Below are 12,589 nucleotides of genomic sequence, written 5' to 3' on the forward strand. Positions count from 1 at the left end.
CCACGCATGGCCGACGGCACGACAGTCGAGAAATGGGACATATTCGAGATCGCACTGAAGGGCCCCGCGGATAGCAACCCCTTCGTCGAGATCGAGTTGTCCGCTAGCTTTTCGCAAGCGAACCGCAGCATCGCGGTTCCAGGCTTTTACGATGGCGACGGCACCTACCGCATCCGTTTCATGCCGGACAATGAAGGCAGCTGGAGCTATGTCACGCACTCCAACATCCCGTCGCTGGCGGGCAAGAGCGGCGCCTTCGAGGCAACCGCACCGTCCGCGGGCAACCACGGTCCGGTGCGCGTGCGCAACAAATTCCATTTCGCCTATGCCGACGGCACGCCCTACTTCCCGTTCGGCACCACTTGCTATGCCTGGACGCACCAGCCGCTCGACATGCAGGCCGAGACGCTGGCGACCTTGAAGAATGCGCGCTTCAACAAGCTGCGCATGGGTGTCTTCCCGAAAGACTATCCCTTCAACGTCAATGCGGCGCTGCACGCGATCTTCGAGGCCGGGCCGGACGGCAAGCAAGATTTCGACCGGCCCAACCCTCTGGCGTTCCGCCATTTCGAGGCGCAGGTCGGCGCGTTGCGCGATCTCGGCATCGAGGCCGACATCATCATCTTCCATCCCTATGACCGTTGGGGCTACGCCAACATGAGCGCGGCCCAGGATTTCCGTTATGTCGCCTACCTCGCAGCACGGCTTGCCGCGTACCGCAACGTCTGGTGGTCGCTGGCCAACGAGTACGACTTCCTGCTTGACACCAAGCCGATGGCGCAGTGGGACCGCTACTTCCATATCCTCGAGGAAAACGACCCCTACCAACATCTGAAATCGATCCACAATGGCGAGCAGTCGATGAATTTCGACCACCGCAAACCTTGGGTCAGCCATGTCTGCATCCAGAACTGGGATGTGAAACGCACGCCCGAATGGCGCGACGCCTACGGCAAGCCGGTCGTAAACGACGAACCTGAATATGAAGGCAACATCGTCTTCCCATGGGGCAACATCAGTGCCGAAGAACTGGTGCACCGCTTCTGGCTCACCGTCATGCGCGGCGGCTATGCCGGGCATGGCGAAACCTACATGCACCCCCAGGATCTGATCTGGTGGGCCAAGGGCGGCCGGCTTCACGGCGAGGCGTGGAAGCGGATCGGCTTCCTGCGCGACCTCATCGAAGAGGACGTCAGCAATGGGTTGGAGCCGATGGGCCACAACAGTGCCTGGCCGTGGAGCCGGGTCTCCGGCGCCAGCGAGGGCGATCTTCGCTACATCTATCTCGGCGAGCATCAGCCGGTCATCTGGTCTACCGGCCTACCGCTCGAAGGTGGCGACTACGACGTCGATGTGATCGATGCCTGGAAGATGACCGTGACGCCCGCGACGAAAGTGGCGGCGCCAATTCCGCATCCAACACGCCATGGCTCGGTCGTGCGCGGGGGCAAGGCGGACGCTGCTTTCGGGGTCGAGTTACCCGGCAAGCCCTACCAAGCCATCCGCGTCAGGCCACGGCGCTAGTAAACGGGGTTACAAGATGTCTTCTGTCCAGATTGTCGACGTGAAGAAGTCCTATGGTGCGACCCCCGTGATCCATGGGGTCAGCGTCGACATCGAGGACGGTGAATTTGTCATTCTGGTCGGCCCTTCGGGCTGTGGAAAATCGACGCTGCTGCGCATGATCGCCGGGCTCGAAACGATCTCGGGCGGAGAGATTTCGATCGGCGAGCGGGTGGTCAACCATCTCCAGCCAAAGGAACGGGACATCGCCATGGTGTTCCAGAACTATGCGCTCTATCCGCAGATGACCGTTGCGCAGAATATGGGTTTCGCCCTCGAACTCGCTGGCGCCAGGAAAGCCGAGATCAAGGAAAAGGTAGATACGGCGGCATCGATCCTGGGGCTGCAGCCGCTGCTCGCGCGTTATCCGCGCCAGTTATCCGGCGGCCAGCGCCAACGCGTCGCCATGGGCCGCGCCATCGTGCGCGATCCCAAGGTGTTCCTGTTCGACGAACCGCTGTCCAACCTCGACGCCAAGCTGCGCGTGCAGATGCGCACCGAGATCAAGGCGCTGCACCAACGGCTCAAATCGACCATCGTCTATGTCACCCACGACCAGATCGAGGCCATGACGATGGCCGACAAGATCGTGGTGCTCAACGGCGGCAGGATCGAGCAGGTTGGAAGCCCGCTCCAACTCTATGACCGGCCGGTCAACATGTTCGTCGCCGGCTTCCTTGGATCGCCGGCGATGAATTTCATCGAAGGAACGGTGCGCGACGACCCGCATCCCGGCCTCGAACTGGACGACAGATCAATCATCCCGCTGTCAGCCATTCCCCCCGGCGCCTCCGGACGGCGCCTAGTGCTGGGCGTGCGTCCGGAGGACATTCATATCGACAGCGAAACCGGCGCCGCGGCGAAGGTGATCGTCGTCGAGCCGACGGGCGCCGAGACGCATCTTTCGGTCGAAATGGCGGGCCATGAACTCGTCTGCGTGCTGCGCGAACGCGTCACTTTGAAGCCGGATGAGACCGTCATGCTTTCCGTACGAAAGTCGGCCGTGCATTTCTTCGATCCGGCGTCGGGAAGCCGTATCTGATGATGTTTGGCGATAGGCCGTCCGGGATGTTCGAGGGGTGGTTCTGCCAGCGACGCGGCGGCGTGCTCGTCGTAGCGACAGGGGGGCGTCGCGGGCTTCTGGGGTGAAGTGCTGACAGTGCGGTCGATGCCGCCAGTGTTGCCGGGCTAGTGATCAACGGCGGCGCTCGACATCGCGGTGCTGACCACGGCGCTTTCCCGTCTTTTGCCCCGGAACGCCGCGAGCCGCCGTGACGCTATTTGCCGCTAGGCAATCCCGTCAATCTCCGAGGCCGTCGCGAATTGCGCTAAAATAGCGATCGGATCCGACCTGGCCGCCCTTCAGCGCGATTTCGAGGCCGTCGACCTCGCCGCCGCCATGGGCAAGGCAGAGCGGCGAACCCGGTGATTGCGGCAATGGCATGCGCACGGTCAGTGCGTCGATGGACAACTGTCCCAGCGCATGGCTGGAGGTGTCTCCGCCGGCGATGACCGCGCGCCTGAGTTTCTGCTCGACGACCAGCTGGCGCAGAATGTCGCCCAGCGCCCGGCCGAGCCGGTTTCGCGCACCTTCAATATGGTCGATCTCGGCACTGCGATCGGCCTGGGGACCAAGGGCGGTGTAGAGGATGACGCTGCGCCCTGCCGTGAGACTCGCCAGGCCGCTCGCTACGGCACGTTCGATCGCCCCGCCGGCGCTGTCCGAGACCAGCTGCATGGCATCGATCTGGATGCCGTCGAACCCATGGGCGAGCGCGAAGCGGATCTGCTTCTCTGTGGTTGGCGACACACTGCCCGAGACCACGGCGAGCCGGTCCACCGGACCGGGTGGCGCGAAGGACGCGTGCCCCGCGGCGATGCCCTTGCCGGCCCATTCGGCGAGCAGCGCATATTCGACGCCCGAGGATCCGACGACGAAACCATAGCCTTGTTCGCAAATCCGCCAGATCTGCTCGCCGACGCGTGCCTGCGTCTGGCGGCTTTCGACGTCGAACAGGACGATTTCCTTGTCCTGAAGAGCCTGGTCGACCGTCTGCGAAAGATCATCCGCCTGCAACGCCGTCAGGTCGACAAGGCCGGAACCGAGATCGGTCTGCCGATGGAGGTGGATGAGGAGATCAGCCTCCTTCATCGGCGTCACTGGATGCCGGCTCATGACCGGGTGGCGATCGATGCGGAAATAGGTACCGCGAAATGCCGCGAAGAGGTTGCCGAACGCCGTGTATCGCTTGAGCTGGGGAGCCCCGACAACCAACGGCACGCTCTTCTGGTTGAAGACACGCCGGCCGATCTCGATGGCGCGGCCAATGCTGCCGATCGCCGGGCTGGAATCGAAGGTCGAGCAGATCTTGTAATGGCAAACCGTCGCTTGCAGCCGGCTTAGCCATTCGAAGGCCGGCGCCAGATTTTCGTCCATCCATTGCGGCGTCTCGCTGCGGCTCGTACCGGCCAGCCCCATGGCACGGCAATGCGAAAACCGCCCTAGCAGCTGCTGGTCGGGTTGACGCATGAACAGCACGGTCGGCACGCCGCCGAGCTCGAGCGCTTCCATGACGTCGGTCGAGCCGGTGAGGTCGTCGCCATAGTAGCTGAGCAGGAGGTGCTGCATGACGTCAGGCCGCCTTGCCGTCGCCGAACTTTTCGATCGACCGTGCCAGCTCGGGATGCTTCAGGGCGAATCTCGCCAGCGGGATGCCGTCGACTGCCGCTTGCCAGGCTTGCTGGACGGCGCGCACGCCGGCGCCTGGCCCGTCCGGATGGCTGACGATGCCGCCGCCGCAGAGATAGAGCAGATCGACCGTGCGGCCGGTTCGTTGGTAGGTCTCGGGCGCCTGTCCGCCCCACTGGCCGGAACCTGCGACCGGCAGCGCGCAATCGTCAGGCGAAAAGATCGGCGTCGTCACTGCCTCGAAGGAGCGGATGAAGGAGTCGTCCGGCTCCCAGTATTTCGAGGCGATGCCGTTGATCTGGAACTGGTCGACGCCAAGCAGCCGCCAGAACTGCTGCCACACCTTGAAATCCATGCCGAGCCCCGGATGGCGGGTGAGGATGTCCCAGCCGTTGCGGTGGGCGTGCAGCACCAGGCTGGAGCGCTTTCTCAAGTAGGCCATGCCGCCGAAGCCGATGGAGTTGATGTTGACCACGGCGCAATTGCCGCCGGCCTTCGCCACCAGATCGTGGTTGCGCATCATCACGTCGGGGTCGGCATGCGAGATACCGAAGGCGTACATCACCTTTTTGCCGGTCTTCTGCTCGTAATCGAGGATGAGCGGCATGATCGCCTTCACCCGCTCGGCCAGCGGCGAATAGGTCGGGCTCATCAACTTCTCGTCGTCTTTGATGAAATCGACGCCGGCTGCAATCAGTTCACCCACCATCGCGGCCGTCTCATGCGGCCGCAAGCCCAGCGCCGGCTTGACGATGGTGCCGATGATCGGGCGTCCCTCGACGCCGGTCAGCTTGCGGCTGCCGGCAACGCCGAACTGTGGGCCGGGATGGGCGCCGCGATAGTCATCAGGCAGCTTCATGTCGACAATGCGGATGCCCGACAGGCCTTTGATCGAATAGGTGCCGCCGATGGCGATGGTCATTAGCGCTGACAGGTCCGTGCCGATAGCGTCGAAGGGAAAGCCGATGTCGACATCGGCGCGTTTAAACGGTCCATTGCCGGCTTCCGGAATGGAGGGCTGCAAGGCTTCGGGTAGATGCCGGATCGCCAGGACACGCGCCGCCACACGGGCCTTCAGTTCCTCGGTCTCGCCGGGCAGCGCTACGAAGGTGCCAGTCGACTGGTCGCTGGCGATCTTGGCTGCCAAGGCCTCGATGCTTTCGGACGTTTCGATGCGATAGGTGAGGGTGATCATAGTCTGCTGTCTCAAGCCCAGGCGTTCGAAAAAGGTTCACCGGTGTTCGAAATCTGGTATAATGAGTACATAAGTATTGCAAGACATATCCGGCTGGAAGGTTTGCGAGGTCGACAGCCGGCATTTCCGCGAATTGTGGCGGCAGTGTTAGATAGGGCCGGGTCAAGGGAGTGATTCGCGACGATGAACCGTTCGGAACCGATTGTCCGGCGCAAGCTTTCCGACGAGGTCTTCTTGCGGCTGAAGCGCCTGATCACCAGCGGCGAATTGATGCCGGGCGACGATATGCCGTCGGAGCGTGAATTGATGGAGCGTTTCGAGGTCGGCCGTCCGGCGATCCGCGAGGCGATGCAGGCGCTGAGCAATATGGGCCTCGTGGCGATCTCGCATGGCGAGCGCGCCAAGGTGCTGCAACTGACCGCCAAGTCGATCATCAAACAGGTCGATAGCGCGGCCAAGATCATCCTGTCGTCATCGAAGGACACGCTGGAGCATCTCAAGACCGCGCGCATCTTCTTCGAGCGTGGCATGGTCAGGGAAGCCGCCGAAAAGGCCACCGCCGAGAATATTAAGCTGCTGCGCGCAACCCTTGCCGAACAGCGCGGCTTCAGCGGCGACTCCGAAGCTTTTATATCGGCCGACATGAAGTTTCATACGCAGATCGCTGCGATCTCCGGCAACCCGATCTATGTCGCTGTCAGCGAGGCGATGCTGGGCTGGCTGAAGGAGTATCACACCGAAATGCTGATCTGGACCGGCAAGGAACAGTTCACGCTGACCGAGCACGAAGAGATCATCGGACGCATCGAGAAGAAAGATACCGATGGCGCCGAGAAGGCGATGATCAAGCATCTGGAGCGCTCGCGCGCCCTCTATGTGATGAATTCTGAAAAGTAATCTGATTCAGCCGATCCGCGCGATCGCGTAGGGTGTCATCACAATACGGTCGCGGCCAAACTCCGAAAGGTCGACCGCCACGTCGCTTGCCGTCAGGTTCGTCAGCCACACGACCGTCTTGCCCGAGGATGAGCGCCCGGCCAGCGCCAGTACCCGGGTCTCGTCGCTCGTTTTGGCCGCGACGTGTTTAAGGCCGGCCAGTTCGCAAAGCCCCTTGATGGCCTGGAAGATCGGCCGGGGTGACCTTTCCGCAACGGGTTCTCCGGATGCCGCCAGCACGCCGAATGGCCCGGTGAAGGCGGACAGCGTCAGCATCTCCAGACCGACCGGCGCGACACGCGCAGCATAGCCGATGGTCCAGGCGGCGGCGAACTGGCCATTCTGGCGCGGATCGCGGTTCGCCATGGCGATGCGTTGTCCCTGCGGGTTGTCCTTGGTGGCGCCGCCATAAGGGTTCTGCCGCATGGCAATGGTCGACGGCCCGATCCGGTAGGGCTTGTCGCCGAAGATCGCCCGCACCGAGCGGGTAATGAACGGCAACGCCTCGAGCGACTGCATGACGCTGAGATCGTCGGCGGCGTGTACGATCGGGCAGGTGCAATGGGTCACGAAATCGAGCAGCCCGGCCGGAACGCGCTTGCGGTTCAGCTCAGTGAAATAGCTGAACATACCGCCGCCAAGACGGATATCCGGGAAGGCGCGGCGCGCTGCGGCGTAGACATCTTCCAGCGGCGGGCAGGGCGGCCAGGCACTGCCCGGCGGCGTCGATTGCCGATCGACAGAGGGCGAAACCGCGATGGCGTCGAGCCGCAGATTTGCCCGGCGCACCGTGTCGGCGACCTCTGCGAGTTCAGCATCGAGATCGCCGCTGCAGGCGACCACGCATTCGAGCGTTGTAAGGGCGGGATAGGCAGCAGCGACCCGGGCGAAGGAGCGCAAGGTATCGAGCCCATGGCCGCGCGTCGGATCGTAGTGAAACAGCAATTGTTGCGGGCCGAGCACGGACAGGGTGGCGAGGTTCGCCAGCGCCGTCTCGACATCGCCGGGGTGGATGATCATGCCGACATCCGGCAGCGCCGGACCGGGGTCGCCGAGCGTCACACGGATCGGACCGGATGCCTCGATGGTGGCCGGTGTGTTGTCGTCACTGGCAATGCGCAGGCTGATCGTCTGGCGGTTGGTCTCGCCGGCCGGCAGCACATAGGGCCACGGCAGCGCCAGCGGCCGCACATAGGTCTTGTAGGACGCATCGGACCAGTTGCGCTGGTCCTCCATTTCGAAGACGTCGCCTTCCATGCGGCATTGCGCGGTGACGCCGGGCCGCACTTCATGGGTGATGGCGCGCAAATCCTTGAAAGGCTGCCACGGGTTGATCAGGTCAGGCAGTTTCGTCGCCACAACGCTGCCATCCGTGTGCTCGACCGTCACGGGGCTGCCGGCGAGGCCGGCGATCGGATGCAGGATGCAGAAGCCGCAGCGGTTGGTCTCGAAGTCGCTGTCGGGCAGGGCGCTGACGTCGAAGACCAGCTGCCCATCAGAAGAGCCTTTGATGGTGGCGCGGAAGGCGAGCCGGCTTCCGCCAGGCCCGGTGCAGCTTGCCGCGTAGCTGACGGAGAAAGCATCGGCACCCTGGTCGATGGTCAAGTCCGTCAGCGCTGGCTCATAGGTGCCCCAGTCGCGGTCGCGCACGACATAGGCGATGGCGCGCAGCACCTCCGTGCCGCCGTGGCGGATCATGCGCAGATTGCCGTTGACGAAATCGGCGTTGAGCGGACCGGCGGTCAACCGGACCGGTTCGGTCTCCGCCGCGCTCGTGCCGCAAAGGAGGAAGCGATCCCAGGTCATTTCAGCAGGTCGTCGATGCGCACCGGTTCCCGGCTCGCGGCGCCGGCATAGGCGGCCTCGACCAGCGCGAATGTCTTGAGGTTATCGGCGCCCGCGGTCGCCGGCTCCTTGCCTGATGCAAGGCAGTCGACCCAGTGCCGCTGGATCGCCAGCACGCTTTCCTGGATGTTGTGCCATGGCCGCGAGGCCCAGGGCAGCAGCGGCGGCGAAATATCCCTGACCATCGTACCGCTCTTGCCGGTGACGGTGAGCTGGTAGCCCTGCGCCAGCCGGAGCGTGCCGTCGCTTCCGTCGATCTCGATCAGCGTTTCGGGAAACGGCTCCGCCGCAAGTCGGGTGGCATAGCTGCAATCGACCACTGAAATGGCGCCGCTCTCGTGATCCATCAGCATGGTGGCGACATCCTCGCCGGCGATGGCCGGGTTGATGCGCGCGGTACGGGCAGTGAGGCTCGACACATCGCCGAGGAGAAAACGCGCAATGTCGAGGATGTGGATGCCGAGATCCTCGATGATGAAGCGCTTTCCCGTCGCCAGATAAGGCTGACCGGAAAACACGTCATAGGCGGAGCGGAAGGAGATGCGCCCGAAGAAGGGCGTGCCGATCTCACCGCTGTCGAGCACCGCGCGCACCGCCTGGATCGGTGACTGCCAGCGGAAATTCTCATGCACCATCAGCGGCACACCGGCCTTGGCGCAGGCCGCGACCATCGCCTTGGCGTCGGCGAGCGTCGGCGCGAACGGTTTCTGGCAGATCACCGGGACGCGGTGGGCGGCCGCCATCTCGACCAGCGGCCGATGACTGCCGACGGTGGTGGCGATGTCGACGAAGTCGAGCGTCTCGGCCGAAAACAGCGCGGCTGCATCGGTGTAGCGCTTCGCCACGCCGAACTGGTCGCCGACGATCCTGAGCCGCTCCGGGTCGCGGTCGCAGATGGCGACGATCGAGGCGCCGTCGATGTCGCGCCAGGCATGCATCTGATTGACGGCGAAGAAGCCGCAACCGATCAGCGCTCCACTCAAAGTCGCCATGATCAACCCGCCTTTGCCATCTGCATCAGGGTGACACGCTGCTGAAGCCGGCGCTGCGCCTGGTCGACGACGACGGCGACGATGATGACCAGACCCTTGATCACCATCTGCCAGAAGGAGCTTACGCCCATCATCACCAGCCCGTCCGACAGGATGCCGATGACGAAGGCGCCGACGATGGTGCCGCCGATCGTGCCGCGGCCGCCCGACATCGAGGTGCCGCCAAGCACCGCCGCGGCGATGGCGTTCAACTCGAAGCTTTCGCCGGTCGCCGGATGCGAGGCCATCAGCTCCGACGAGATGATCAGGCCGACGATCGCCGCGCAGAAGCCGGAGAACATGTAGACGAACATCTTGACCATGTTGACGCGTACGCCCGAAATGCGCGCCGCGCGCTCGTTGCCGCCGACGGCGAAGATGTGGCGGCCGAGCGGCGTGTACCGGGCGAGATAGGCCGCGCCCAGCGCTACCACGATCAGGATCCAGATCGACACCGGCAGGCCGATGAGCCGGCCGGCGCCGAGGAAGCCGAAGCCGGTGGTGCCAAGTTCCGGTTTGCCGACCAGATTGGGGAAAGTGCGGCCGTCGGACGACAGCAGCGCCAGGCCGCGCGCTACATAAAGCACGCCGAGCGTGGCGATGAAGGGCGCGACGTTGAGCCTGGTGATCAGCAGTCCGTTGACGGCGCCGATCGCTATGCCGACCGCCAGGGTGATCAAGGCGATCTCGACCACGTTGAAGTAGATGGTGTAGCCGATCTGCAGATCGATGCCGTTGAGCACGAGATAGCCGGCCACCATGCCGCACAGGCCGACGATCGAGCCGACCGAAAGGTCGATGCCGCCGGTGATGATGACAAAGGTCATGCCCATGGCGAGGAAGGCATTGAGCGCCACATGCTTGGCCATCAGGATCAGATTGGCGGCCGACAGGAAATTCGGCGCCGCGATGGAGAAGAACACCAGCACGGCGATCAGCGCAATGAAGGTCCTGAGCTTCATCAGCGTCAGCAGCGCTGAGCCGCTGGAGACCGAAGAGGGGGCTGCCCTGGCCGGAATGTCAGTCATCAGTGTTGCTCTCCAAATTCTGGGGCAAGATGTGCGGGGCGGGGCCATGGCCGAACGCCGATGCGGCGACGATCGCGGCCTCGCTCGCCTCCGCGCGGTCGAACATGCCGGTCAGTCTGCCATTGCTCATCACCGCGATCCGGTCGGACAGCGCCATCACCTCGTCGAGATCGGAAGTGGCGAAGAGGATGCCCAGCCCATCGCGCGACAGCTTGCGCATGGTGCGGAAGACGTCGGCCTTGGCGCCGACATCGATGCCGCGGCTCGGCTCGTCCATCAAAAGCACCTTCGGTCCGGTGAGCAGCGCCTTGCCGATCACCACCTTCTGCTGGTTGCCGCCGGAAAGCGAAGAGACTTCCTGTGCCGGGTCTGCGACCTTGATCGAGAGCTCCCGCACCATCTGCGAGACAGCCTGCCGCTCGGCGCCGCCTCTTATGTGGAACAGGCGCACGAAGCGCGACAGGCTGGCCAGCGTCAGATTGCTGGCGACCGAGAGGATCGACACCAGGCCTTCGCGTTGGCGGTCTTCCGGGATCAGCGCCAGCCCGCGCCGTATGCGCCGCGTCGTGTCGCGTTCCCTGATCTGTTTTCCGTCGATGAAGATCTTGCCGCTGGCATGGCCGTGGCGGCCCATGATGCAGTCGAACAACTCACTGCGTCCGGCGCCCATCAGTCCGTAGATGCCCAGGATCTCGCCGGCGCGCAGCGACAGTGAGACGTGGTCGACCGCCAGTCCGCCGGTGACACGCGGCAGGCAGATGTCTTCGGCGCGGAACACCTCCTCGCCGGGAACATGGCCGTCGGCCTTGGCGAAATCCTTGGCGTCCGAGCCGATCATCTGCCGCACGATCCACTGCGTGTCGACGTCTCTCATCTCCTCCTGGCCGGTGATGCGGCCGTCGCGCAAAACGGTGATGTAGTCGCCGATGCGGATGAGCTCCTCCAACCGGTGCGAGATGTAGACGATCGCCACGCCGTGCGCCTTGAGGTCGGCGATCACCTTGAACAGGATCTCGACTTCCGCCGCGCTCAGCGCCGAGGTCGGCTCGTCCATGATCAGGATGCGCGCGTCGAGCGAGACAGCCTTGGCGATCTCGACCAGCTGCTGCTGGCCGATACGCAGATCCTCGACCAGCATGTCCGGCCGGATACCGGCTTCGAGCCGATCGAGAAATTCGCCAGCCCGCCGCTCCTGCGCCTTGCGGTCAATCTTGCGAAACCGGTTGGTGATCTCGCGCGTGGCGAAAATGTTCTCGGCGACCGTCATGTTGCCGAACAGGTTCAACTCCTGGAACACCATGCCGATGCCGCGGTTCACCGCGTCACCGGAGGATGAGAAGGAGACCTCGTTGCCGTCGAGCAGAATGCGGCCGGCCGTCGGCTGCTCGACCCCGGCGATGATCTTCATCAGCGTCGATTTGCCGGCGCCGTTTTCGCCGACGAGCACATTGACCGCGCCCTTGCGCACCTCGAAATTGGCCTGCTTGACCGCCACGGTGCCGGCATAGACTTTCGAGACGTCTTCCAGCTTGAGGATGACGTCGTAACTGGGCGCCGTGGTCATGGCTTAGGCCCGATCTCAGCCTCCGCCGGGGTCACCAATGGCAGATCCTGGCCGCCTTCGATCGTGTAGGCGCCAAGCACCTTGGCGGTGCGGCCCTCCAGCGCCTCGCGCGGCAGCTTGGACAGCACGGTCTTGTCGGCATAGGCATTGAACGCCTTGCCGAACTGGGCAAAGTCGATCTGGTTGGTGAAATCGTTGAACTGGACGAAATCCAGGCTGTCGCGCAGCGCCGTGCCGCGCACCGCCGGCCCGATCTGCACGCGCGCATCCGCCTTGCCGTCGCCGTCGACGTCGATATCCATCGTGCCCGCGCGCGACTGTGTGTTGGCGGCGATGATCTTGCCTTCGACGCGGACCGCGAAAGTCCATGGCGAATTCGCCTGCTTCTTGGGATTGCCGTATTTGGCGCCGGCCGCCGCCGGATCGGTCTTCGCCAGAGCATGGACCTCGGCAAACGGCCCGGCCTTTTGCTGCAGATACGGGATGACCTTGGAGGCCCAGATCTCCTCGACCATCTTGTCCGGGTTGAAGCCTGACGCGTCGCCTGCACTGCCTTGCGCTGATGGCGTCGGCAGGATCTTGCAGGCGCTGAGGCCGATGCCGGCGGCCAGCGCAAGGATCGGCCAAGTCGACTTAATCGGCCAGATCGGCTTGTTCAACATTGCGGTCAAAGCATCCCGGTGAAATGAAGGCGAGGGACGAACCCTGAGTTCGCCCCCCGCTGTTTGCGTTGCACAG

10 protein-coding genes are annotated in these 12,589 nt (G+C 63.8%); 3 read left to right on the forward strand and 7 right to left on the reverse strand.

Annotated elements, in window-relative coordinates:
- Positions 1 to 6 precede the first annotated feature (6 nt).
- Complete coding sequence (locus D3242_RS25985; protein WP_064986195.1) at positions 7 to 1,524, forward strand: DUF5060 domain-containing protein; 1,518 nt, start codon at positions 7 to 9, stop codon at positions 1,522 to 1,524.
- A 16-nt stretch (positions 1,525 to 1,540) separates the two neighbouring features.
- A complete protein-coding gene (locus D3242_RS25990; protein ID WP_064986196.1) occupies positions 1,541 to 2,605 on the forward strand; it encodes an ABC transporter ATP-binding protein in 1,065 nt (354 codons plus the stop codon).
- Positions 2,606 to 2,863: 258 nt separating this feature from the next.
- Here the strand turns inward: D3242_RS25990 and D3242_RS25995 are convergent, their stop codons facing one another.
- On the reverse strand, positions 2,864 to 4,192 hold the full coding sequence (locus tag D3242_RS25995; RefSeq protein ID WP_019860308.1) for a four-carbon acid sugar kinase family protein: 1,329 nt from the start codon (positions 4,190 to 4,192) through the stop codon (positions 2,864 to 2,866).
- 4 nt (positions 4,193 to 4,196) lie between these two features.
- A complete protein-coding gene (oiaX, locus tag D3242_RS26000; protein WP_019860307.1) occupies positions 4,197 to 5,447 on the reverse strand; it encodes a 3-oxo-isoapionate-4-phosphate decarboxylase OiaX in 1,251 nt (416 codons plus the stop codon).
- 183 nt (positions 5,448 to 5,630) lie between these two features.
- Here oiaX and D3242_RS26005 point away from each other — a divergent pair, with 183 nt between their 5' ends.
- On the forward strand, positions 5,631 to 6,344 hold the full coding sequence (locus tag D3242_RS26005) for a transcriptional regulator NanR (protein ID WP_019860305.1): 714 nt from the start codon (positions 5,631 to 5,633) through the stop codon (positions 6,342 to 6,344).
- Positions 6,345 to 6,350: 6 nt separating this feature from the next.
- Here D3242_RS26005 and apnL read toward each other — a convergent pair whose 3' ends face one another.
- From apnL to D3242_RS26030, 5 genes are read right to left on the reverse strand one after another with little or no spacing between them, the layout of a single operon-like run.
- Positions 6,351 to 8,189, reverse strand: a complete 1,839-nt coding sequence (gene apnL, locus D3242_RS26010) for a D-apionate lactonase (RefSeq protein ID WP_064986204.1) — start codon at positions 8,187 to 8,189, stop codon at positions 6,351 to 6,353.
- Positions 8,186 to 9,220, reverse strand: coding sequence for a Gfo/Idh/MocA family protein (locus D3242_RS26015; protein ID WP_064986206.1), 1,035 nt, complete (start codon positions 9,218 to 9,220; stop codon positions 8,186 to 8,188). Before D3242_RS26015 ends, apnL begins: the two co-directional genes overlap by 4 nt.
- Positions 9,221 to 9,222: 2 nt before the next feature.
- On the reverse strand, positions 9,223 to 10,287 hold the full coding sequence (locus tag D3242_RS26020; RefSeq protein WP_038644660.1) for an ABC transporter permease: 1,065 nt from the start codon (positions 10,285 to 10,287) through the stop codon (positions 9,223 to 9,225).
- A complete protein-coding gene (locus D3242_RS26025; RefSeq protein WP_019860301.1) occupies positions 10,280 to 11,851 on the reverse strand; it encodes a sugar ABC transporter ATP-binding protein in 1,572 nt (523 codons plus the stop codon). Before D3242_RS26025 ends, D3242_RS26020 begins: the two co-directional genes overlap by 8 nt.
- Positions 11,848 to 12,513: a DUF2291 family protein gene (locus tag D3242_RS26030; RefSeq protein ID WP_019860300.1), complete on the reverse strand. Its 666-nt coding sequence runs from the start codon at positions 12,511 to 12,513 to the stop codon at positions 11,848 to 11,850. The genes D3242_RS26025 and D3242_RS26030 overlap by 4 nt, the downstream gene beginning before the upstream one ends.
- Positions 12,514 to 12,589 lie beyond the last annotated feature (76 nt).

Source organism: Mesorhizobium jarvisii (genome assembly GCF_003601985.1).
Lineage (GTDB): Bacteria > Pseudomonadota > Alphaproteobacteria > Rhizobiales > Rhizobiaceae > Mesorhizobium > Mesorhizobium jarvisii.